The organism is Cohnella sp. GCM10020058, assembly GCF_042683485.1.
Taxonomy (GTDB): Bacteria; Bacillota; Bacilli; order Paenibacillales; family Paenibacillaceae; genus Cohnella.
In genome coordinates, this window is record NZ_JBHUJV010000001.1 from 194648 (window position 1) to 217512 (window position 22865).

Annotated in this window: 16 protein-coding genes and 1 pseudogene; 11 read left to right on the forward strand and 6 right to left on the reverse strand. The window is 59.5% G+C overall.

Features of this window, described 5'->3' with window-relative positions; all coding sequences use genetic code 11:
- Positions 1-14: 14 nt before the first annotated feature.
- The 6 genes from ACFSR7_RS00840 to fdhD all read left to right on the forward strand — a co-directional run bounded on the left by ACFSR7_RS00840 (position 15) and on the right by fdhD (position 8742).
- Positions 15-1379, forward strand: a complete 1365-nt coding sequence (locus ACFSR7_RS00840; protein ID WP_378158463.1) for a GH39 family glycosyl hydrolase — start codon at positions 15-17, stop codon at positions 1377-1379.
- Between the two features lie 337 nt (positions 1380-1716).
- On the forward strand, positions 1717-2310 hold the full coding sequence (locus ACFSR7_RS00845) for a DNA-3-methyladenine glycosylase (RefSeq protein ID WP_378158465.1): 594 nt from the start codon (positions 1717-1719) through the stop codon (positions 2308-2310).
- A 262-nt stretch (positions 2311-2572) separates the two neighbouring features.
- On the forward strand, positions 2573-3598 hold the full coding sequence (locus tag ACFSR7_RS00850; protein ID WP_378159050.1) for an AAA family ATPase: 1026 nt from the start codon (positions 2573-2575) through the stop codon (positions 3596-3598).
- A 9-nt stretch (positions 3599-3607) separates the two neighbouring features.
- Complete coding sequence (locus ACFSR7_RS00855; protein WP_378158466.1) at positions 3608-5413, forward strand: DUF2201 family putative metallopeptidase; 1806 nt, start codon at positions 3608-3610, stop codon at positions 5411-5413.
- Between the two features lie 164 nt (positions 5414-5577).
- Positions 5578-7932 carry an FdhF/YdeP family oxidoreductase gene (locus tag ACFSR7_RS00860; protein ID WP_378158468.1) on the forward strand — a complete coding sequence of 785 codons (2355 nt, stop codon included), beginning with the start codon at positions 5578-5580 and terminating at the stop codon, positions 7930-7932.
- Positions 7933-7989: 57 nt separating this feature from the next.
- Complete coding sequence (gene fdhD, locus ACFSR7_RS00865; protein ID WP_483862646.1) at positions 7990-8742, forward strand: formate dehydrogenase accessory sulfurtransferase FdhD; 753 nt, start codon at positions 7990-7992, stop codon at positions 8740-8742.
- Between the two features lie 12 nt (positions 8743-8754).
- On the opposite strand, the gene ACFSR7_RS00870 is transcribed toward fdhD, so the two are convergent.
- From ACFSR7_RS00870 to ACFSR7_RS00880, 3 genes and pseudogenes are all read right to left on the reverse strand, one after another.
- Positions 8755-10329, reverse strand: coding sequence for a glycine betaine ABC transporter substrate-binding protein (locus ACFSR7_RS00870; protein ID WP_378158470.1), 1575 nt, complete (start codon positions 10327-10329; stop codon positions 8755-8757).
- 12 nt (positions 10330-10341) lie between these two features.
- Positions 10342-11454: an ABC transporter ATP-binding protein gene (locus tag ACFSR7_RS00875; RefSeq protein WP_378158471.1), complete on the reverse strand. Its 1113-nt coding sequence runs from the start codon at positions 11452-11454 to the stop codon at positions 10342-10344.
- 578 nt (positions 11455-12032) lie between these two features.
- Positions 12033-14017 (reverse strand): annotated as a pseudogene (locus tag ACFSR7_RS00880) (glycoside hydrolase family 127 protein).
- Positions 14018-14186: 169 nt separating this feature from the next.
- On the opposite strand from ACFSR7_RS00880, the gene ACFSR7_RS00885 reads away from it, so the two are divergent.
- Positions 14187-14999: a helix-turn-helix domain-containing protein gene (locus tag ACFSR7_RS00885; RefSeq protein WP_378158472.1), complete on the forward strand. Its 813-nt coding sequence runs from the start codon at positions 14187-14189 to the stop codon at positions 14997-14999.
- Between the two features lie 156 nt (positions 15000-15155).
- On the opposite strand, the gene ACFSR7_RS00890 is transcribed toward ACFSR7_RS00885, so the two are convergent.
- The 3 genes from ACFSR7_RS00890 to ACFSR7_RS00900 form a co-directional block, all read right to left on the reverse strand.
- Positions 15156-15485: a hypothetical protein gene (locus ACFSR7_RS00890; protein ID WP_282910083.1), complete on the reverse strand. Its 330-nt coding sequence runs from the start codon at positions 15483-15485 to the stop codon at positions 15156-15158.
- The gene (locus ACFSR7_RS00895) at positions 15482-15847 is read right to left on the reverse strand and encodes a DUF6864 domain-containing function (protein WP_282910082.1); all 366 of its coding nucleotides are present in this window, start codon (positions 15845-15847) and stop codon (positions 15482-15484) included. The genes ACFSR7_RS00890 and ACFSR7_RS00895 overlap by 4 nt, the downstream gene beginning before the upstream one ends.
- A 167-nt stretch (positions 15848-16014) precedes the next feature.
- Positions 16015-18795, reverse strand: coding sequence for an alpha-mannosidase (locus ACFSR7_RS00900; RefSeq protein ID WP_378158473.1), 2781 nt, complete (start codon positions 18793-18795; stop codon positions 16015-16017).
- Between the two features lie 149 nt (positions 18796-18944).
- On the opposite strand from ACFSR7_RS00900, the gene ACFSR7_RS00905 reads away from it, so the two are divergent.
- The 4 genes from ACFSR7_RS00905 to ACFSR7_RS00920 all read left to right on the forward strand — a co-directional run bounded on the left by ACFSR7_RS00905 (position 18945) and on the right by ACFSR7_RS00920 (position 22861).
- On the forward strand, positions 18945-20129 hold the full coding sequence (locus tag ACFSR7_RS00905) for a GntR family transcriptional regulator (RefSeq protein ID WP_378158474.1): 1185 nt from the start codon (positions 18945-18947) through the stop codon (positions 20127-20129).
- A gap of 108 nt (positions 20130-20237) precedes the next feature.
- Positions 20238-20945, forward strand: coding sequence for a DNA alkylation repair protein (locus ACFSR7_RS00910; RefSeq protein ID WP_378159051.1), 708 nt, complete (start codon positions 20238-20240; stop codon positions 20943-20945).
- A gap of 186 nt (positions 20946-21131) precedes the next feature.
- The gene (locus ACFSR7_RS00915) at positions 21132-22046 is read left to right on the forward strand and encodes a carbohydrate ABC transporter permease (RefSeq protein WP_378158475.1); all 915 of its coding nucleotides are present in this window, start codon (positions 21132-21134) and stop codon (positions 22044-22046) included.
- Positions 22043-22861: a carbohydrate ABC transporter permease gene (locus ACFSR7_RS00920; RefSeq protein ID WP_378158476.1), complete on the forward strand. Its 819-nt coding sequence runs from the start codon at positions 22043-22045 to the stop codon at positions 22859-22861. The genes ACFSR7_RS00915 and ACFSR7_RS00920 overlap by 4 nt, the downstream gene beginning before the upstream one ends.
- The last annotated feature ends 4 nt before the right edge of the window (positions 22862-22865 follow it).

A 22865-nucleotide genomic window follows, 5' to 3' on the forward strand; every position in this document is an offset into this window, starting at 1 on the left:
AGGAGCGAGCGATGGTGGTTGCGGTGGATATCCGATTCGATTTTAAAAAGGCGGGGGCGGAACGCGTCAAGGCGCTGCACGGGGTCAACAACGGCCCGGTCTGCTATGGAACGCTCATCGACGTGAGCGATTATTTCAAGGAAGCCCGAATTCCCCATGCCCGGCTGCACGATACCAATTGGCCCCATCCGCGCGAGGTGGACATCAACACGATTTTTCCCGACTTCGACCGGGACCCTGAAGATCCCGCCAGCTACGATTTCCGCCGGACGGACGATTACATCCGGTCCATACTGGACACCGGGGCGAAAGTGATCTACCGGCTTGGCGTCAGTATCGAGCATACGGCGGTCAAATATTATACGGCGCCGCCCACCGACTTTGACAAATGGGCACGCGTCTGCATCGGTATCATCAAGCATTACAATCAAGGCTGGGCGGACGGCTACGAATGGGACATTCGCCACTGGGAGATTTGGAACGAGCCCGACAATCCGACGCGCGGCTGCATGTGGGACGGTACGCCCGAGCAGTTCTACGCGTTGTACGAAGCAGCTTCCGTGGCGATCAAACGCTTCGACCCGCAGCTGAAGGTCGGCGGATTTGCCGCGACGATGGTCAACCACGATTTCACCCGCGGCTTTTTCGCCTACTGCCGGGAACGTAGCCTGCCGCTCGATTTCTTCTCCTGGCACACGTATGCCGACCATCCCGAGCAGATCGCGGCCAACGCGGGGCTTGTCGAGGAATGGCTGGAAGCGTACGGCTATTCCGAGGCGGAAAGCCACTTCAACGAATGGAATTACATGAATATCGATCCCAGTCTCGACCGCGGCTTCTTCACGCGCGGGGCCGAATATTACCGGCGCGATTCCTTCGATCGGCAAAAAGGAGTAGAGGGCGCTTCGTTCGCCGCCGCGACGCTGACGCTGCTCCAGGATTGCCGCGTCGACGTGGCCAACTATTACGACGGCCAGCCGTCGGCGATGTACTGCGGCCTGTTCGACGTCTACGGCGTTCCGCAGAAGACGTATTTTGCGTTCAAGGCGTTCTCCCGGCTGGTCGAGCTGGGCCGGCGGGTGCCTGCCGAGCTGGAGGTCGAGCGGACAGCTGGTCTGTACGTCTGCGCGGCAGCGAACGAAGACGGCGGGGAGGCGGCAGTGCTGATCAGCAATTTTGCGGCCGAGAGCCGGGAATATCGGCTGGATCTGAGCTCCTTGACGGCGAGCGGGACGTACGTCTGCAGCCGTTATACGGTGGACAAGGACAGCGATCTGCGGCTGCAGGCTGAGCATACGCTCGACGTCGCAGGGGACGGCAAGCTCGCCGTGTACGCGGAGCGGCACAGCGTCGTGCTGCTGGAGCTGCGGAGAAGCTAGCCGGGGCGGCACGCGTGCGGCCTGCGCCTGCGGGCGAACCCGGCCTTTTTCGCCGGCAATGGCTTAAGTCATTTGGCAATGGACCTCCAATCCGCTTCGGCGGGGAAGGAGGTTTTTTTAACGTGAATGTCCGGCTCCCGGTGGCTTAGCGCGGCTTGGCGCTGCATTCCGGTTCGTTCCCGTTCCATTTCCGCACACCGTCCATTCTCGCCCCATTCCTGCACGGCCGCTTCGCTCCGCAGGCGACCCGATGGATTTCGAGCGGCTTTTCGTAAAGGGCGCCGTTGTACGCTATATTGTTTAGTAGACTGGCTGTACCATAAACGAGGTGAACCCGATGACGATCGACCCCATATCCCTCTCTTTTTTCCAGAAGCCGACGCTCGAACTGGCCCGATCGCTGCTCGGGATGCTACTCGTCAAGGAAACGGAGCTTGGCATCGCCTCCGGTTGGATTGTGGAGACCGAAGCGTACGTCGGACCGGGAGACCGGGCCGCGCATAGCTACGGAAGCCGCCGGACGCCGCGAACGGAAGTGATGTTCGGTCTGCCGGGGTACGCGTATACGTATGTCATGCATACCCACTGCCTGTTCAACGTGGTGAGCGGCGAGCCCGGTTGTCCCGAAGCCGTATTGATCAGGGCCGTGGAGCCCGTGGAGGGAGAGGCGCTTATGATCGAACGTCGTGGTCCGTTAAAGAAAATCCATCACCTTACTAGCGGACCGGGCAAGTTGACGAAGGCGCTGGGCATCGGCATTCAGGATTACGGACTTCCGCTGGACAAGCCGCCGCTGTATATCGCGGAGGGAAGGGCCGTGTCGTCCATATCCGCCGGGCCGAGAATCGGCATCGATAACAGCGGCGAAGCGAGAGATTACCCGTGGCGGTTTTGGGAGACCGGCAACCCTTTCGTGTCGCGGAAGGGGTAGGAATAAAAAATGTATTTGTTCCTACTTAGGAACACCGAGGCGACTCAAGCGCAAGGCTGGCCGGACTTTTTCCTACTTAGGAAAACCCAGGCGCTCCATATGCAACGCCGGCTAATGGCACTGGCTGTGGAGATATTTATTGCCATTTTAGTCATTGTAGGCTATATGTATTTTATCAAGCAACACGGTGCGGATCATATCCCGCAAAATTGAGAGGAGCTATGGATTGGATCAAGTTAAATCGGTAACAGTCAAATCGCTTATGGAATTGCTATTAAATGTATCTGTTGTACGTCCCGTTTTTATTCATGGAGCCCCCGGCATCGGCAAATCCTCATTGGTGGAGAAATTCGCGGAACAACTGGGCCTTCCCTGCGTTTCCCTGCTTGGCAGCCAGCTGGCGCCCGAAGATTTGATCGGCGTGCCGCAGATCGTAAACGGCAAAAGCCAATTTTGTCCGCCGGAGATGATCGCCCGCGACGAACCGTATTGCCTTTTTCTGGACGAGCTTAACGCTTCCAGCCAGGAAGTGCAAAAAGCGTTTTACAGCTTAATCAACGAAAGAAGAATCGGCAACTATACGATGCCTAAAGGCTCCATCATTATCGGAGCGGGCAATCGGGCACAGGACAGCGCGATCGTAAAGCCGATGTCTTCCGCACTAATCAACCGCATGTTCCATGTACAACTGAAAGCCTCTTCCCGCGATTGGCTCGAATGGGCTTACGACGCCGGCATTCATCCTCGAGTCATCGAATACATCCAAATGCGGCCCGATCATCTGTGGAGCCAGCCTCCTAAAACGGAGCAGCCCTTTTCAACGCCGCGTTCCTGGCACATCTTAAGCGACGCCTTGCACGAGTACGGCGACAACCTCACCGTCGAGATCATCGATATTTTGGCATGCGGCACGTTATCCCCCGAACATGCCATGAACTTTAAGGCTTATTTCAAAAACACCAGAAGCAAGTATCAGCTTAACAAGATCATGGCCGGCGAAGCGTCTTTCCCGTCTAATCCGGAGGATCGGGATTTGCTGTATTTCCTTGCGCAATCGTTCCGAGCCCAGGTCGTCAAGGAGCTTCCGCAAAATAAAGACGCCGTTCGGGACGCGAACCGTCAGTTCGCCCATCGCGTGAAGGGATTGATCAAAGAGTTAAGCGAGATTTCGATGGAAATCGCTCAAATGGTCGTGGCCAAAAACAACGATGACGACAAGCTTCCGGATTGGCTGATGGTCGAGATCGTGCGCGACCTGCCGCGGCTGGCGGAGCGCAAGCAAAGTTAAGAGGTGTATATGAGCAAATCGACCGCAAGCCAGAATCCATGGGATTTAACTTATCGCGAAGCCGTCGGAGAAATGGTGACGCATCCGCTGTTTTCGCCGATTGCCAAGCATACGCATTTCAACCGCGACAAAAACAATGCTTGTCCGGAGCATGGCTACTGCGTGGTGGATGTCAGCGGCGTGCTTTATGCGCACCCGAAGCGCCACTTATCTAAAGAGGAGTGGGTATTTGTGCTCGCGCACTGCCTGCTTCATTTGGGGTTCGGGCATGCGTCCAAGCCGGACAACGTGGACGAACGCTTCTGGCAAGCTGCATCCGACGCCGTCGTTAACAAATTTCTGGCGGACCTCAAGCTGGGCAAGGCACCTCAAGATATTGAAACGCAGCTTCCTTTTACGTTTCGCGACGAATATCATTTGCTCGAAATCTTTCAGAGGAGAGGGGGCCCGGATTCCCTGGCTTATTTCGGAACCGGCGGCGTGAATGCTCCCGACATTTTATTTAACCAAAATAAAAAGTTCCGGTATCATCACCGCGATATACAATGGGCCGAGCTGCTCGCGCAAGGCATTGCCAACGCCGTCACGGCGGCGGTGAACGTGTCGGCGGGTTATGCCGATTCGTTATACACGACGAACGCCGGTCAGAAAACAAAAGCGCAAAAAGCAAAAGAGTGGTTCGTTAATCACTATCCGTTGTTGGGCGCACTGGCCAGCAGTTTTAAGATCATAGAAGACGTCGCAATCTGCCAGCAGTTTCAAATTCAGGTCGCCGCCATAGACGTGATCGATCAGGAAATTTATATGAATCCGACTGCGGGTCTGGATGAAGCGGAAACGATTTTTGTGATGGCCCACGAGCTTCTACATGCGGCGCTGCGACATCATCAGCGTTGTGCGGGACGCGATCATGAATTGTGGAACGTGGCTTGCGATTACGTGATTAACGGCTGGTTGGTCGAAATGAACGTCGGCGCGCTTCCCCGTATCGGCGTCTTGTACGATCCCGAGCTGAAAAATCTTTCGGCAGAAACCATTTATGACCGGCTGACCAACAATATTCGCACCAACCGCAAGCTTGCCACGCTTCGCGGCAGCGGACTGACCGATATGCTGGACAAGGGCTATAAAGGCTTCTGGGACCACCGCGAGGGCCAGGACCTGGATGACTTTTGCAAAAGAGCGATCATGCAGGGGCTGGAATACCATCAAGAATCCGGCCGGGGATTATTGCCGGCGGGGCTTGTACAAGAAATCCGAGCGCTGGGTCATCCTCCCGTCCCTTGGGATGTGGAGCTGGCCCAGTGGTTCGACGAGCACTTTCCGAGCGTCGAGAAATATCGAACGTATTCACGGCTCTCGCGCCGTCAATCCTCAACGCCCGACATCGCAAGGCCGGCGTACAAAAATCCGTACGATGCGGCAAGGACGTTTGCGGTGGTCATCGACACATCCGGCTCGATGGGGATTCAACTTCTGGGTCAGGCTTTGGGATGCATCGCCAATTATTCGATCAACCGGGATGTTCCGTTTGTCCGGGTCGTGTTTTGCGACGCAGCGGCTTACGACGCCGGTTATATGTCCCCGGAGGAAATCGCCGGCAAAGTAAGAATCAAAGGCCGCGGAGGCACCGTTTTGCAGCCGGCTATCGATCTGATCGAAAGAGCGAGAGACTTTCCGGAGACCGGTCCAATACTAGTGATTACCGACGGCGAATGCGACAGACTGACGATCAGACGCGACCATGCTTTTATTATTCCCAAAGGCAAAAGCCTGCCTTTCCCGCCCAGAGGCCCTGTTTTTCGAATGAAATAAAGACATGCAACTGAGAATAACCCACTGGATGAAAACGGTTGCAGATGCGTTCCGGAGCCTGCTAGAATAAATGTATTCGAAGCCGCACGTCAGGGAGCAGGAAGCTGTTCCCGACCTTCGCGGCTTTTTCATTTCCATCCCAGCAGAGACGGAGGTTGACGATCATGGGCAAAACCAAGCATTCGGGACGGACGAAGCTGCCGGGGCGTCCGGATCCCAGGCTGTGGGTGAGCAAGATGCCGTTCGGCCTCGGCAGGCAGAAGCCGCATCATATCCGCGATACGATGAAGGTCGTCTGGGACAACCGCGACAATCTGCCGTACGCGTACAGAATCTTGACGCAGGGCGTCTGCGACGGATGCGCGCTCGGCGTGTCCGGCCTTTACGACCAGACGCTTATGGGCCCGCATCTGTGCACGACCCGGCTGAACGTACTGCGGCTGAGCACGATGGGGCCGATCAAGCCGGACACTTTGCATGCAGATCTCGACGAGCTCAGGAAGATGGACAGCGCGCAACTGCGAAAACTGGGGCGCATCCCTTACCCGCTCGTACGCGAAAAAGGCGAGCGCAGCTTCCGGCGCGTGTCGTGGGACGAAGCGCTGGAAAGCATCGCAAGCCGCATCCGAGGCGTGGATCCGAAGCAGTTGGCCTTCTACCTGACCGGCCGCGGCATTACGAACGAATCGTACTACGCCGCAGCGAAGGCCGCCCGCCTGATCGGCACCAACAATATCGACAACGCGTCGCGCATCTGCCATTCGCCCTCGAAGACCGCGATGAAGCGGTCGCTGGGCATCGGCGCTTCCAGCTGCAGCTACAAAGATTGGATCGGCACGGACGTGCTCGTGTTCTGGGGGAGCGTCGCGTCCAATAACCAGCCAGTGTCCACCAAGTATATGTACGCCGCCAAGCGCAAAGGCACGAAGATCATCGTGATCAACCCCTACCGGGAGCCGGCGATGGAGGGCTACTGGGTGCCGTCGATTCCCGAATCCGCGCTGTTCGGAACGAAGCTGGCCGACGACTTTTACCAGGTGAACATCGGCGGCGACATCGCGTTCATGAACGGGGTGATGAAGCACTGGTTCGACATGGAGGACGACCGGCTGGGCGCGGCGATCGATCATGCATTCGTGAAGGCGCACGCGAGCAGTTATGAAGAGCTGAAAGCACATGTCCGCAAGCAGGATTGGGAGGCGCTCGAACGGTCGTCGGGCTTGTCGCGCGAGCGGATGGCCGAATTCGCGAACTTGCTGGCCGGCGCGCGCAGCGGCGTCTTCGTCTGGAGCATGGGGCTCACCCAGCACCGCTTCGGCACAGACAACATCTCGCAGGTCGCCAATCTCGCGCTGCTTCGCGGCTTTATCGGCAGGGAGCATTGCGGCGTCATGCCGATCCGCGGACATAGCGGGGTACAGGGCTCCGGCGAAATGGGAGCTGATCCGTTCAGCCTGCCGGGCGGGGACTTCCAGCCGGAGCATGTCCGCCGAATCGAAGCGCTGTGGGGATTCGAGCTGCCGCGCTGGCAGGGCGACATCGTCGGCGTGTCGCTCGAGAACGCGATGCTGCCGGACGATCACGAGCGCAAGCTCAAGGTGTTCTACACGTCGGGCGGCAACTTCCTCGAGACGATGCCGGATCCCGACTTCGTGCGCACCTGCCTGGAAAACGTCGAAGTGCGCGTGCATCAGGACATCGTCCTCAACACCTCGACGCTCGTCGACGCTCAAAAAGAAGTATGGGTGCTGCCCGCCATGACCCGGTACGAGCAGACTGGAGGCGGCACTTCCACCTCGACGGAACGGATGGTCTATTTCTCGCCGGAGATCGAAGGACCCCGCATCGAGGAAGCACGGCCAGAGTGGCGGATCTATAGCGATCTGGCGGCCCGCGTCAGACCGGAGCTGCGGGACGCGGCGGCCTTTGCCGATGCGGCTGCCCTCCGCGAGGAGATCGCGAAGGCCGCGCCGAACTACGACGGCATCCAGCATCTGCAGGCGCGCGGCGACGTCTTTCAATGGGGCGGGGCCTGGCTGTGCGAAGATGGCGAGTTCCCGACCCCGGACGGCAAGGGCAGGCTTCTGCCGATCGAGCTCCCGGAGCTCCGCAAGCCCGAAGGCCGGTTTTACGCGACGACGCGCCGCGGCAAGCAGTTTAATTCGATGGTGTACGGCGAGCTCGATCCGTTCAACGGAGCCGGGCGGTACGACATACTGATGAACGCGGCGGACGCGGCAGGGCTCGGCATTCGCGAAGGCGACGCAGTCGTCGTTTATAACCGGCACGGCGTTTTTCACGGCAGGTTCAAGGCGGCGGCGATGGCCGCAGGCAACCTGGAGCTGTATTGGCCGGAAGGCAATATGCTGTTTCCCAAAGGCGTCTACGAGCCTCATGCGGGCATCCCCGAATATAATGCGGCGGTCGTCGTGGAGAAGGCGGAGACTTACCATGCCTTGAAGGATACGCGTTACGCGGAAAAGCGAATCGAGGAATTGGACCTCGACATGCCGGAATAAGCGCAAGGGGGGGACAGGGTGGAACGACCTTCGATTGTAAAATGGACCGCGACGAAAATGAAAGGCGGGCTCGTCTCCGAACGGGAAGAGGACGTGGCGGCCGAATATCCCCTGACGTTGATCGTCGATGGGGAAGAGTTCGCGACCTTGGTCTGCTCGCCAAGCGACCTGACCGACCTGGTCGTCGGCTTCCTCGGCTCCGAGGGCGTTATTCGCGTCCGCGAGGATATCAGGGTATTAACGCTCGACGTACAAGGCGGCTTTGCCCGCGTCGAGCTCGCCCGTCCGCAGTCCACCGCCAAGGACTTCTATTCGAAGCGCATGATCGGCTCCTGCTGCGGCAAAAGCCGGCAGTTTTATTTTCAGAACGATGCCCGAACGGCCAAAACGCTGACCGGCGGACTGCGGATTCCGGCCGAGCGCTGCTTCGAATGGATGTCCCGGCTGCAGGCGGCTTCGGCCGAATTCGCGGCGACGGGGGGCGTTCACAACGCTGCCTTGCTCGACGAATCGGGAGCGGCGGAGACGAGGTCGGACATCGGCCGGCACAACGCGCTCGACAAGCTGTTCGGCCACTGCATCCGCCATCGCTTATCCGCGAAAGACCGGGTCATCGTGTTCAGCGGCCGCCTGTCCTCGGAGGTCGTCTTGAAGGCCGCCAAGATCGGCTGCCCGATCCTGCTCTCCAAGTCGGCGCCGACGGATCTCGCCCTCAGGCTGGCGGATGACCTCGGCATCACCTGCGTGGGCTTCATCCGCGCGGATTCGCTGAACGTTTACACGCATCATCACCGGATCGTCATGGATTAAGGGCTTGATCCATCAGATCAGTCCTTGCTCCTTCAGCCACTGCTCTGCCACAGCTCGCGGTTCCTTGTGTTCCAAGTCCACCTTTCCATTGAGCGCGGACATCGTTTTGTCGTCGATTTTACCGGCCAGCAGGTTCAGCGTCTCTTCCAATTCGGGATGCGCCTTCAGTGTATCGTCGCGAATGACGACGGCCGCATAGTACGGTGGGAAAAATTGCTTGTCGTCCTTGAGCGTCTTCAGCTTAAACGCCTGAATGCGCCCGTCCGTCGAGAAGGCGTCATTGACGTCGGTCGTGCCTTCCTTGACCGCACCGTACGTCAAGCCGGGGTCGAGTCCGGTCACCTTTTTGAAATGCATGCCGTAGGCGGCCTGCAAGCCTTTGAAGCCGTCCTCCCGCTCCAGGAACTCGTGAGTCGCACCGAGCGTCAGCCCGGACGAACGCGCGGCCAACTGGGACATCGTATCGATGCCGAGACGCTGGGCGACGTCGGCGCGCATGGACAGCGTGTACGTATTGTTAAATCCGAACGGCGGCAACCAGGTGACGCCGAACCGTGTCTCGTAAGCCGCCTTCACCTTATCGTAGGTAGCTTGGGGATCGCCGCCCACCGGCGCTTCGCCAAGCACCGACGACCAGCCCGTCCCCGTATATTCCGGGTACAGATCGATGCTGCCGCTCGTCAGCGCGCTGTGCGTCACCTGGGAGCCGCCGAGAAACGGTTTGCGCACGACCTTCAAATCGGTCTTGGCCTCGATCAGCGAAGACAGCATATGGACGAAAATATCCTGCTCTGTGAAGTTTTTGCCGCCCACGGTGATCGTCTTGCCGCCTCCGCCTCCGCCGAACCCGAGACCGCCGCGTCCCAGCAAACTCGTCGCGATCGCCGCGACGAGCAGGATGCCGAGCGCGATCTCGACGACTCGCACGAAGCGATTCGTCCGTTTGCGGCCGACCGTTCTTAAGCCGGGCGGCGTGACCGCCCGTTCCATCCGTTCCAGCAAAAAATCGAGCAGCAGCGCGAGCAGCGCCGCGGGTATCGTGCCCGCCAGGATGAGCTCGGTATTGACCGTCGAGATGCCGCGGAAAATGAGATCGCCCAGGCCGCCGGCCCCGACGAGCGAGGCCAGCGTGGCGACGCCGATGACCATGACCGTCGCGGTGCGGATGCCCGCCATGATGACGTTCAGCGCCAGCGGCAGCTCGATGCGCCACATGACCTGCATGCTCGTCATGCCCATGCCGATGCCGGCTTCTTTGATTGGCTTTTCCACGTTCATGATGCCGGTGTACGTATTGCGCAAAATCGGGAGCAGGGCGTACACGGTCAGCGCGATGATGGCCGGCACCCGGCCGATGCCGACGAGCGGGATCATAAAGCCGAGCAGCGCCAGGCTCGGGATCGTCTGGAACAGCGAGGTCAGCCCGATGACGGGGGAAGCGAGTCGCCGGAAGCGCGTCAAGGCGAGGCCCGCAGGGACCGAGATCGCGATGGCGATGAACAGCGCGATGAACGAAATTTGCAGATGCTCGAGCGTGCCGCGTACGATGTCGTCGCGCCGGTTGATGAATACGTCCCAAAGATTCATGGCGGCCTCCGTTCAGATCTGCTTCAGCAGCGCGTCGATCAGGCTGGAATTGGTCACGAGGCCCGCGATCTGGCCGTTGGGGTGAACGACGGGCAAGTAGCTCATGCCGTGCTGTTTCATGACGTCCACCGCATCCCCGACGCTCGAGCCGACGACGACGTTCGGGATGTCGGTCCGCATGATTTCCTGCAGCGTCAGATCCTCGTTCCGATAATTTTCCTCGAGCGCTTCTCTCGATACGACGCCCTGCAGCACGCGATTTTTGTCGAGCACGAGCAGGCCGTTGACGCGATGCTGCTTCATTAATTTCGCCCCGTGCGCAAGGCCCCGGGACTGGTTCACCGTCACGGGATTCCACAGCATGACGTCCTCCACGGACAGATGCTCGGAGGCTTCGTTCAAACGGCCCTCGCCGATGAAGCTGCGCACGAAGTCGTTTTTGGGACGCCGCAATATGCGTTCGGGCTTGTCGGCCTGAACGATCTCGCCGCCTTTCATCAGAACGATGCGGTCCGCGATCTTGAGCGCCTCGTCCATGTCGTGAGAGACGAAGACGATCGTTTTCTTCACGGTTTCCTGCAGCCGGATCAGCTCGTCCTGCAGCTGCTCGCGGCTGATCGGGTCGAGCGCGCTGAACGGCTCGTCCATCAGGATGATCGAAGGCTCCGCAGCCATCGCCCGAATGACGCCGATCCGCTGCTGCTGGCCGCCGCTCAGCTCGGACGGGTACCGGTCACGGTATTTTTCTGGGTCGAGGCCGACCATGTCCATCAGCTCGTCGATCCGGCGTTCGTACGCCTTTTTGTCCATGCGCTTGAGGCGCGGCACGATCGCGACGTTGTCCTTGATCGTCATATGCGGGAACAGCCCGATATGCTGGATGACATAGCCGATATCCCGTCTCAGCCGGACGGGATTGATCTTGGAGATGTCTTTGCCGTCGATGATGATTCGTCCGCCAGTCGGCTCCACGAGCCGGTTAATCATCTTCATCGTCGTGGACTTGCCGCATCCACTCGGGCCGATCAGCGTGACGAGCTCGCCTTCCGCGATCTCGAGGTTGATGCCCTTCAAAGCGCTGGTGCCGTCCGGATACTTCTTGGTGACGCCGTCAAATTGGATCAAGCGCGTTCGCTCCCCGCCGTTTGCCCGTCCAAGCGAGCGATAGTGCGGCTAGTATACCCATTTCTTGCACAAATAGCCGGACCGCGCGATTGCGGGGGAAATGTCTGTACGAGCAGGGGCGACAAAGCGGAAATAGCGCAACTTTGCGCTACGGTGGCGCCGTGAAGGAGCGAAGGTTGTACGAGAGAAGGCGCCATGCTTTCCCATAGCGCAATTTTGCGCTAAAGCGGCGCGATCAAGGAGGCGAGGGTGTGCTTGAGCGGGCGTCATGCGTCACCATAGCGCAATTTTGCGCTAAGGCGGCGCGATGAAGGAGGCGAAGGTGTTCGAGAGCGGGCGCCATGAGTCACTATAGCGCAATTTTGCGCTTTAACGGCGCGATGAAGGAGGCGAGGGTGTGCGAAAGCGGGCGCCATGCGTCACCATAGCGCAAATTTGCGCTATAGCGGCGCGATGAAGGAGGCGAAGGTGTGTGAGAGCGGGCGCCATGCTTTGCCATAGCGCAATATTGCGCTATGGCTGTGCGATGGATAGACGAGAGGACAAACGATCGCGGTTATCCATCCAGCACTTTCCGTTTACGGCTCTTCGCGAACCCAAACCTGCATTTCGCCCGGCTCGCGGTTGCCCCACAGCGTATAGGGAACGGCCACGATCCGCTGCGGCGTCCGCACCGGCGGCTCGGCGCGGTACAAGTCGCCGCCGGCGTTCGCCGGCTCTTCGAGCCGCACGCCTTCGGTCTCGAGCAGCACGGCGCCGGCCAGGCGTCCTTCGCCCGCAACCTCGCAGAGTTCGGCTCCGGCGCGGATCGCCAATCCGGCCAGCGAAGCACCGTTGTCCGCCTCCTCCAGGCAATAGACCAGCGGCCCGCGCTGCAGCGCGACGCGGCCCGCGTTCGCGCGTACCTCGGCGACGGCGTAGATTCGCCGGGGCCGCATGTCCAGCGCCATGCCGAACACGTCGCCGGCCTGCCATTGCCTTCGCAGGTATGCGTAGCCGTCCCGAATATCCGGCGCTGCGGCCTCTCCATTCAAAGTAAACGAGGTGTGATCGGACCAAGCAGGCACTCGTACGGCGAGCGTAAAGTCTTCCGCGCCCTCAGCTTCGGTGATCGTCAGGCCGACCTGACCCGCCCATGGCAGCCCGTCGCCATTTGCACGCCAACCTGCCTCCCCGCAAGCGTCAGCTTCCCCTCGGCGCCGATATGCAGATGCGCATAAAGCGTGTCTTCGCTGGCCGCGAAGGCATAATGGCCGAGCGAGGAGAGCAGGCGGGCAACGTTGGGCGGACAGCAGGCGCAGCCATACCATTTTTGCCGCACGGCCTTCACATGGTGCTTGCCCGGATTGCCCGCACTTGCCGCCGGCCATACTTCCATCGGGTTGACATAGAAGAAGTGCTTGCCGTCGGTCGCCATGCCGGCGGTGACGGTATTGTAAAGCGCGCGCTCCATCACGTCGCCGTATTCGCCTTTCACTTCGTTTTGCAGCATGCGCTGCGCAAACATCATCAGGCCGATCGACGCGCAAGTTTCCGAATAGTTCGTGTCGTTGGGCAGGTCGTAGTCGAACGTAAAAGCCTCGCCGTGGTGCGTGGAGCCAATGCTGCCGTTTACGTACATCTGCTTGCGGACCGTGTTCGCCCACAGCCGCCTGCAGGCGGCGAGCAAGCTCTCGTCGCCGTTTCGGACAGCCAGATCGGCCATCGCGGCATACATATACATCGCGCGCACGGCATGTCCTGTCGCGACATCCTGCTCGCGAACGGGCTTGTCCGCCTGATGATAGGACAGCGACGGCGGCGTCTGCTGAACGACGCCGGGCGTCCAGTAAGAGGCGCGGCCCCGCGCTTCCCATTCCTGATGGAAAAAGCTCGGCTGCCGTCCGCGTTCGTCGATAAAAAAGCCGGCCAAGTCTAAATAACGCCGTTCGCCGGTCGTCTCGTACAGCTTCACGAGCGCCAGCTCGATCTCCTGGTGGCCATCGTAGCCCCGGAGCTGACCGGGACGTTCTCCGAATGTCGCGTCGATATGATCGGCCAGGCGGCAGGCGACGTCGAGCAGCGCTTTTTTGCCTGTCGCGCCGGCGTAGGAGACCGCGGCTTCGATGAGGTGGCCGGCGGAATACAGCTCATGGCAGTCCGTGAGGTTCGTCCAACGCTTGCCCGGCTCGGCTACGGTAAAATAGGTGTTCAGATAGCCGTCCTCCTGCTGCGCGGCTGCGACAAGCGCGATCGCCTCGTCCGCGAGCCGCTCCAGATCGGCGTCCGGCGACGCGGCCAGCGCATAGCCGACGGCTTCGAGCCATTTGTACAAATCCGTATCCTGAAAGACGAAGCCGCCGAACGCGCCTTCCTCCAAGCCGGCCGCGATGCGGAAATTCCGGATCGCATGGCTCGGCTCCGCATCGGCGACGCGGTCGTTAAGCGCCTCCCATTGATAAGGAATGACCGTATTGCGCACAAGTTCGATATAGGGGGACCAATAGTCGTCCTTTATACTGACATTTTTAAGCGCAATGGGGCGGGGGAAGGCAGTCTGGTTCTGCAGAGTCAATTCATTCACGCTCCATAAGGGATTTTGTAATCCAATCGCGCCGCGCAGCGGACCGCGATTCGATGTTTCCCTATTTTAAGACAGTCCAGGCTCCCTTGTCGGTAGGCGATCAGGTATAATAGGTGTCAAAAACTGACCTCAAATAGCGTGCGTGGACCAAGAGACAAGGAGGAGCGGCATGCTGTCTTTATACTTGCACGAGCCCTATCGCTTGCAAATGGGCGGGCACTTCCTGTCGGACGAGACCTGGTCGCATATGGACCGCACGATTGCGGACTATGAATTGATTGTCGGGGTTTCAGGCGTCGTCTTTATGGAGTCGGGCGGCAACATGTATGAGGTGCGGGCAGGAGAAGTATTATTTCTCATGCCCGGAGAGCGCCATCGGGGATACCGGCTTTCCACGCCGGGCGTCTCTTTTTATTGGTTTCACTTTTTCGTTCCCGAAGCGGGGAACGAGGTTCCCGCGGGTCAGATGCCGCGGTACGCAAGCTGCCCGAATCCGAGCCGGGTGCATATATTGGCACGACAGCTGCTGCATGCCGCCAATGGCGGTTACCGTATTCGGGGAGCGGGCGATTACTTTCTGACCTGCCTGCTAATCGAGCTCGCCGACCAGCTGCAGGATTCGGACGGCAGGCCCGCGATGGACGCCCAGCTCCACGAGCTGCTGGCATGGACGCGCCTTCACGCGCTGGACCCGGACATCACGGTCGGCCGGATTGCCGACCATATCGGGTACAACAAAGACTACCTGTCCCGTATGTTCAAGCGGCGATTCGGATCGGGTCTGCTCGATTACATTCACGGCCTGAAGCTGGATGCGGCGAAGGAGCTGCTGGCGGGCGGCAAGCTTGGGGTCAAGGAAATTGCGGGCCGCGTCGGCTTCGGCGACGACAAGCAGTTCGCCAAGTGGTTCAAGCGGCTCGCGGGCGTGACGCCGACCGCCTATCGGCAGGCCTTCGGGGGCACGCGCCTCAACAATCGTTAAGACGGTGCCAACCGCTTCTGCAGTAAAAAAGCCGCATGCTTCGCGGCGATTGTCTTGGCTATCCGGTTTGTTTTCAAGGATCTGTTTGTTTTCAGAGATTCTGTTTCAGGGATTCGGTTTTCAGGGTTCTGTTTGTTTGAAAGATACTGTTTGCCCTCAAGGCGTCTGTTTCTTCTCGGCGGCCTCGCCCGTTCTCGATCCGATCAAGTAGCCGATGATCGTGGACTCCACAGGGAGCACGACGAGCGTCCACAGGTCCTTCAAGCCGAAGTCCGGAGACCGGCTCTGCTCAGGGACAAGCGTATAGACGAGTGCAATGAGCAGCACGCCGAGCGCGATCGTGCCGACGATATAGAGCCTTACGTTTTCCCCGGAGCCGAAAAACCGTCCCAAAAAACCAAGCTCGGCTTTGCGCTTCTCGCTCTCGGCGTTCGCCGCGATAATTTTGCTGGCCACTTTAGGATCTTGGATCTCGATTTTATTCATGGACCCTGGACCCCCTCGCCGGCGAAAAACGTAAAGGACAGCACCCAGGCGCTCGCTTCGTAATTGATCGTTACTTCGTAGCTCAAGGAAAGCCTGCGATTGTTCAATACGCCGATATGGATCATATCGTCGTTGCCCGTCGGCTTGCCTCTCGGGAAGTTGATGCAGGCGATTCGGACTTTATTGTGCTGCACGAGCCGGATGTCCGTCTCGAAGTCGTCTCGTTCCGGCTCGTTTTCGACGCAAAACAAAAATGTGAGCGGATCGTTTTCTTCGGACAACGTAATCTCGATCGGATTCATCTTGTAGGCGAACACCCTGCCGTGATAGACGACCTCGAACCCGCCGGAATGAATACGCATGCGCTTGCCCCCCGTTTCTTGATAGACTCGCAGATACACTATTGTACGAGCCGGGGGACGGCCGTATGTTCGTTCGGATCGTCCCGACGCACAAAAAGCGGCCGCCCGGATCGTCAGATCTGTCGGGCGGCCGCATCAATGGGCCGGAGGTTATATGCGTTATTGCGTTATGAAAGTCGGCGGCCGATCGTGACAATCTCGCAAGGACGCACGTCAACGCGTACAATGCCGTGCGCATCGGGGACAAGCTTGCCCAGCTCTTCTTCCAGCACGTTGCTCAAGTACCATTGCGAATCCGGTTCCGCTTGCAGCGCAAGCGATGCAGACGTGCCGCTCATATTGAACCAGCGGTAGAAGCAATCCTCGCCCTGAATGCCTCGTTTGAAAGCGGTTAGCGCCAGGCGATCGCCCGTCCAGGAGAGCGGGCTGTATGCGGCCGGAAGCGAGCCGGCATGAGCATCCGTTTGAACGGCAAGCCAGGGCACCTGGAAGGCGTACGCTTCCTGCGCTGCCGCATAACGTCCGTCGGCGCCGGCGTAAGGAATGATCGCAAGCTCCGCTTCTTGCGAGCCCGGGCACTGCGCCTCCGGCGTCGGAAACACGCCCCAATCGCCGAGCTCGCCGACCGCGCGGAGCAGCGTCACGGCGAGCGTACCGCGGCCGTCGCGAAGCAGCTCATACTCGTTCAGCCCGATATTGGCTACGGCCAGCCCGCGTTTGCCGTGGTCCAGGGCGGCGAACGCCTGCTGGTGCTGCGCGTTGCTCGGATTGCGCCATTCCCCGGCGGGCTCGTTCGGACGCTCGGCGATCTCAAAGATCGAGTCGGCATAGTGAGCGCCGGATGCCGCCGCATCGGTCGGGAACCGCATGCGCAGGCGGTGATCCTTGGCGTGATTTTCGTAGCGTACCTTAAGCATCAAGGCTTTGACGCCGCGCTCGACGGTGGCGAGTGTCGTGATGACGAGGGGCACCGTCCGCGCCGACCTGCCCGCCTTGCGGTCCGGGAGGAACGTCATCGTCGCGCGCTCGCGCTTCAGCAGGGCATCCGCTTCCGCGGGGATCTCCCAGCGATGGACGATCTCGACCGTCGTACGCCAGGCGCTGCGCGAGACGAGCCTCACCTCGGCCTTCAGCGTATCCGTCGTGAGCGTCTTGCGCTCGCCGTCCTGCACATACACATATTCATTGCCGATATCGCCCGTATTTTCAAAAACGCCGAGGTCGCGATAAACTTCTCCGGTCTCTTTGTCCGTCAGCGACAAGCTTCCGTTAGGCTCGACGGCAACGGCGATATATTCATTTTCCAGCGCCAGACTAGCCAGATCCGCCAGATCGGCCGGATGGGCAGGGGCGGCGGCAACAGCTTCCTCCAGCCCGGCCGCGACCGGCGCTGCGACGGCTTGCTCAGCTTCTCCCCCGGGATGCCAAGCATAAGTCCGATAGCCTTGGGAAGGCACATGGTCCGCGCTAAGGGTGACGCGGATTCGTCTCGCCATGTACGGCTGCCTGAACTTGTCGTCGGGAAGCTCGTAGCCGAACTTGACGCCGAGATCCTCGATCTCGGCATCCACCGGTCTGCCCTCATGGTCGATGACGGCGCCGGCGCCGACCCGGATGAGCTCCATGTCCGCGTAAGCTGCAGCCGGACCGATGTCCGCGGACGCGCGGCGGGCGACATCGAGTTCGACGGAGACGGTTCCGGAACGCGCGGCGCCGGCGAAGTTGAACACGACGAACGGCACGTGCGCATCGCCCGCGAACCGGGCGGTGTCGATGCTCGACGCGATGTGTGCGATGCTTCGCTCGACGATCGGCTCCGCCATATGGCGGCTTTTGGCGAAGCGGGTCATCATCTCCGCGTGCACTTCGTCTACGCTGCAGCCGCAGATGCTGTCGTGCGGATGGTTTTGCATGAGCGTCCGCCAGGCATGGACGAGGAGCGGCGTCGGATGAGGCATGCCGAGCATTGCAGCGAACGCGGCCGCAGGCTCCGCGAGCCGCTCGAGCAGGATTTGGCCTTTGGCGTTGGCCTGCTTGATATACACGCGGCTGGAGGCGGTATTCGCCAGCGTGAACCAGCCGTCCGTACGCTGGCTGCGCAGCTCGCCTTCGACGACGGTCAGTTCGCGTTCGGAGGCGCGCTCGACGGCCGCCACGTACGAAGGCAAGTCGCTATGCACGAATTCATAGCCGGGATACAGATCGCGGGCCGTGCGGAGCGCTTCTGCCAGGTCGGTCTGCACAGGCTGGTGATCGCATCCGTTCATGAACAGCAGCTGCGGCGTGGAGGCAAAGCGTTCGGCTTCCTTCAGCTTGGCGTCCCAGTAAACGCGGGCTGCATCGGGATCGACGGGAATTTCCATCCCGTTGTTGTACCAATTGGCGAACAGGATGCCGAGCACCTCCGAGCCGTCCGGCGATCGCCAGATCATCTCGGAAAAGGGGGACTCGTAAGCCGCGGAGTCGGAGACGGCGTTGTTGAAGCCGGTCGGCTTGACGCCCCGTCCGAAGATGGCGTTCGCGATTCCGGCCTGGCGCATGAGCTGAGGCGCCTGACCCATATTGCCGAAGGAGTCGGGGAAATACCCGATTTTCGCAACGGGACCGTAGCGGGCGGCATCGTGATGGCCGACGAGCAAGTTGCGCACGTTCGCCTCGGCGCTTGTCAGGAATTCGTCCTGCAGCACATACCAGGGGCCGATCAGGATCCTTCCCTCGCGAATAAGCCGGGTCAGGCGCTCGCGCATCTCGGGCCTCACTTCGAGATAGTCGTCCAGGATGATCGTCTGGCCGTCCAGATGAAAGCTTCGATAGTCGGGATCGCGCTCGAGCGTATCGAGCAGCACATCCATCAACTCGATCAGCCTGACGTGGTGGCGCTCGTAGGGCATATACCATTCGCGGTCCCAATGCGTGTGAGAAACGATATGCGCGACTGTTTTTTTCATCGTGCTTGCCTCCTAATACAAATATACAAGATTGCGAATGCTTGTTATAATCGAATCATAACTTTGCTAGACATTGTTGTAAACCGGTTAACTGAACGGTGTGAGAATAAAGTTGTATAAAAGTAATACTTTTGAGAGGAAGTATGCTCGTGGAAAGCAAGGAACAAGCGGACGATCAGGAACGCCCGAGCAGCAAGCGGACGCCTCTGTACGCCCAGATCGAGTCCTACGTGCGAGATCAGATCCGTTCGGGCAAATGGAAGCCGGGCAAGCGGCTGCCATCCGAGAATCAGCTCTGCAAGCAGTTCGACGTCAGCAGAATTACGATTCGCGGTGCCATGGACAAGCTGGTGGAAGAGGGCGTCGTTTTTCGCATACAAGGCAGAGGCAGCTTCGTCTCGGAGGAACCGGGGGCGGGCGAGCGGGCCAAGTACGCTTTGGGGAGGGGAACCTCGGACGAACGAGAGCTGCAGACGGTGGCTGTCATTTTGCCGAGGCTGTGGGGGATGCTGACGAACAGCCTGCTCGCCGGCGTAGAACGGGCGCTTGAGCCCTCTCCGTACAGAATGATGCTGCTGACGACGGGCGACTCCCAGGAGATCGAGGAGATCAAGCTGCAGGAGGCGCTGCGGGCCGGCGCGCGCGGCTTGATCGTCTACCCGGCCGAAGGAAGGACGTACAGCGAGGAAATGCTGCGGCTTACGCTCGACCGGTACCCGATCGTCGTTATCGACCGTTACGTGCGCGGCGTGCCGACCCACTGCGTCTGCTCCGATCATATCGCGGGGGCGTACGAGGCTACGGAGCATCTGCTGCGTCTCGGCCATCGGCGGATCGGCTTCGTGACGACGCCCTACGAAGGCACGACCAGCCTGGAGGAGCGGCTGGAAGGCTTCCGCCAGGCGCTGAACGACTACGGCGTCGTGCTGGACCGCAACTTGGTGCTGGAGCGAGCGGAGCAGGATGCGATCGCGGCTTTTCTGGCGGGCTCTTCAAATGTGACCGCCTTGTTCGCCGTCAATGAGAGCATCGGCCAGATGGCGCTGCACGCCGCGGAAGCGGCCGGCATGCGCGTGCCCGAGGATCTGTCGGTCGTCTTCTTCGACGACTACGACCATGCCGACGCCGCCCGGATCCCGCCGACTTGCGTGGCGCAGCAGGGGGAGACGATCGGTTACGAAGCAGCCGGCCGCCTGCTGTCGTTGTTCGCGGATCCCCATCAGGAGCGGACCATGGTTCGCATTCCGACGCGGCTTATTGTGCGGGCGTCGACGACGGCGCCCAAGTCGGGCGGCAAAAGCGAGGCGCGACTCGATCCGGACCATTCATTTTAATATCTTGCGGTTCTATTCAACCTTGGGTCTCATCCTGCGGGCATTGCGCTATGATGGGGTTCTGGAACATCGCGATACGCGCAAACGAGGGGGTGCCTGATGCCTGATATGAACGGTCCATCCGTAAGAGAGCAGCTGGAGGCATTGGCGGAGCCGGGCTATCAAAAGTTCGCGTCGTCGCTCATTCCGAACATCGACAACTTGATGGGCGTCCGCCTGCCGGCACTGCGGCGAATCGCACTCGCAGCGGCGCGGGGTGACTGGCGGACGTGGCTCGAAGCGGCCGAAAACGACTTTTTCGAAGAAATCATGCTGCAGGCGATGATCATCGGGTACGCCGACATGGAGCCTGCGGAACGGCTTCGGTACATGGCGGATTTCGTGCCGAAAATCGACAATTGGTCGGTATGCGATCGGTTCTGCCTCGGACTGAAGTTTGCGCGCCTTAACCAGGCGACCGTATGGGCGTTTATTCAACCCTATCTCAAGTCGGCGCGGGAGTACGACATTCGCTTCGGCGTCGTTATGCTGCTCGAACACTTTATCGACGACATTTACGTGGACGACGTGCTTAAGTTGTTGGACGGGGTGTCGCATGAGGGCTACTATGTGAAGATGGCGGTCGCCTGGGCGGTCTCGATGTGCTACGTCAAGTTCCCGGAGCGGACGGAAGCCTATCTGGCGGGCTGCGGGCTCGACGACTTCACGTTCAACAAGTCTCTCCAGAAAATCGTCGAGTCCTACCGGGTTGACGCAGACGCCAAGCGGCGGATCCGCGGGATGAAGCGCAGCGCGAGGGGAAGAAGGCAGACATAAATGGATCGGTGCCGTGCGGAACGTCTCCAAGCGCATCGTCTCCAAGCGTCTGCGGCTCGAGCGGCAACCTGCGGAAGCGTCGGACCGGCCAATCCGAAAAATACGCAATGGATCAGAAAGCTGTATCGTTGTTGGCGCCGGGAGGCGAGCTTATACTGAAATCACTTTGAGAGAAGGGTGATTTCCATGCTTCCCGGACGGGCTGACAAGAAGCAATTGCTGGCGTACGCAATGATTTTTCCGGCACTATTTTTTTTCGTGCTGTACCTGGTATTTCCGCTCATCAAATCGCTTCAAATGAGTTTTTACGATTACGACGGGGTCGGACCGCTCCGCGACTTTATCGGTTTTGGGAATTTCGCCGCGGGGTTCCGGGATTCCCGGTTCTATGAGGCGATGGGCCATAATCTGATCCTTATGGCTGTCGAGCTTGTCGTCTCGATGAGCGTCGCTTTCGCGCTAGCCTACTTATTGTTTCGCGGCGTGTTCGCCTGGAAATGGTTCAACGTCGTGCTTTTCCTCCCCTATATCATTCCTCTGGCGGTATCCGCCGTAATCTGGTCTCTGATCTTCGAGCCGACGATCGGGATGCTGAACCAATTGCTGGCGGCGGTCGGCCTCGATTCCTGGCAGCGCGTCTGGCTGGGCAGTCAGGATACATCGCTATTATCCGTAATCCTCGTATGGGTATGGAGAACGATTCCCTTCGATATGCTGATTCTGCTCGGCAGTCTGCTTAAAATTCCCAAGGAATTGCTAGAAGCGTCGAAGATCGACGGATGCACCGGAATAAGGTCCATTTGGCATATTATTCTGCCGCTTATGCTTCCGACAATTATGTTATTGTCAATTATATCGATCGCCAACGATTTCCGTTCGTTCGACATCGTCTGGATTATGACGCAGGGAGGACCGATCGGCTCTACGGAGATCGCTTCCACGCTCGTCTACAAGCTCGGATTTCAAGAGAATCATTACGGCTATGCCAATGCCGTCGCGTTCATGGTGTTCGTGATCGTCACCGCGATGGTCGGTTTGGTCGGCCTGATTCTCAGATCCCGGAACGGGACGAACGAGCGGGCGGGAGGGCAAGAGGGATGATCAAGCGTACATGGATGACGGCCGTCGTCGCTCTCTTCGCCGTAACGTCGCTCTATCCGCTTCTATGGGTCGTGCTTCAGTCGCTGAAGACGGACGCCGATTTTTTCGGGAACCAATGGGGACTGCCCGGACGGTATATATGGGAAAATTACGGAACGGCCTGGAAGCAGGCGAACTTCGCCACGTATTACGCGAATACGGTGCTCGTAACGCTGGCAAGCCTGGTCGGCGGGGTGTCCGTGTGCGTCGTGGCGGGCTACGCTTTCGGCAAGATCCGGTTCAGGGGGCGGCGATCGCTTCAGATTCTCTTCGCGCTCGTGCTGTTCGTACCTTCCCCCGTTCTGCTGCTTCCCGTGTTCTTTATCAACCGGGACCTGGGCCTTCTCAATACGTATGCCGGGATGATCGGCCCCTACATCGCATCCATCGTGCCGATGGGCGTCCTGTTGATGCAATCCGCCTTCGCGGGACTGCCGAACGAGCTTAGCGAATCGGCGAAGATCGACGGGTGCGGGGAATGGCGGACGTTCTGCCGGATTCTGCTGCCGCTCACGATGCCGACGGTCGCTACGCTCTGCATCCTGCAATTCATCGGCGTGTGGTCGGAGTACATGTGGGCGTTCATCTCCAATACGAATCCGAAGATGTACACGATCGCGGTCGGCATGGCCCAGATGGCATCCAAAAAGTACGTGTACGGCTTCGGTCCGGTATTCGCCGGCATGGTCATTACGTCGATCGTCGTTATTCTCGTATATGTCGTTCTGCAAAAGTATTTCGTACAAGCATTGTCCGAAGGCGCCGTAAAAGGATAAAGGC

What these genes read in the sequence shown, in the direction of transcription:
- ACFSR7_RS00910 (WP_378159051.1), top strand. Translation starts at nt 20,238, where the DNA reads ATGAACGGTCCATCCGTAAGAGAGCAGCTGGAGGCATTGGCGGAGCCG.
- ACFSR7_RS00860 (WP_378158468.1), top strand. Translation starts at nt 5,578, where the DNA reads ATGGGCAAAACCAAGCATTCGGGACGGACGAAGCTGCCGGGGCGTCCG.
- ACFSR7_RS00900 (WP_378158473.1), bottom strand. Translation starts at nt 18,795, where the DNA reads ATGAAAAAAACAGTCGCGCATATCGTTTCTCACACGCATTGGGACCGC.
- ACFSR7_RS00895 (WP_282910082.1), bottom strand. Translation starts at nt 15,847, where the DNA reads ATGCGTATTCATTCCGGCGGGTTCGAGGTCGTCTATCACGGCAGGGTG.
- ACFSR7_RS00885 (WP_378158472.1), top strand. Translation starts at nt 14,187, where the DNA reads ATGCTGTCTTTATACTTGCACGAGCCCTATCGCTTGCAAATGGGCGGG.
- ACFSR7_RS00915 (WP_378158475.1), top strand. Translation starts at nt 21,132, where the DNA reads ATGCTTCCCGGACGGGCTGACAAGAAGCAATTGCTGGCGTACGCAATG.
- ACFSR7_RS00890 (WP_282910083.1), bottom strand. Translation starts at nt 15,485, where the DNA reads ATGAATAAAATCGAGATCCAAGATCCTAAAGTGGCCAGCAAAATTATC.
- fdhD (WP_483862646.1), top strand. Translation starts at nt 7,990, where the DNA reads ATGAAAGGCGGGCTCGTCTCCGAACGGGAAGAGGACGTGGCGGCCGAA.
- ACFSR7_RS00870 (WP_378158470.1), bottom strand. Translation starts at nt 10,329, where the DNA reads ATGAATCTTTGGGACGTATTCATCAACCGGCGCGACGACATCGTACGC.
- ACFSR7_RS00845 (WP_378158465.1), top strand. Translation starts at nt 1,717, where the DNA reads ATGACGATCGACCCCATATCCCTCTCTTTTTTCCAGAAGCCGACGCTC.
- ACFSR7_RS00850 (WP_378159050.1), top strand. Translation starts at nt 2,573, where the DNA reads ATGGAATTGCTATTAAATGTATCTGTTGTACGTCCCGTTTTTATTCAT.
- ACFSR7_RS00920 (WP_378158476.1), top strand. Translation starts at nt 22,043, where the DNA reads ATGATCAAGCGTACATGGATGACGGCCGTCGTCGCTCTCTTCGCCGTA.
- ACFSR7_RS00855 (WP_378158466.1), top strand. Translation starts at nt 3,608, where the DNA reads ATGAGCAAATCGACCGCAAGCCAGAATCCATGGGATTTAACTTATCGC.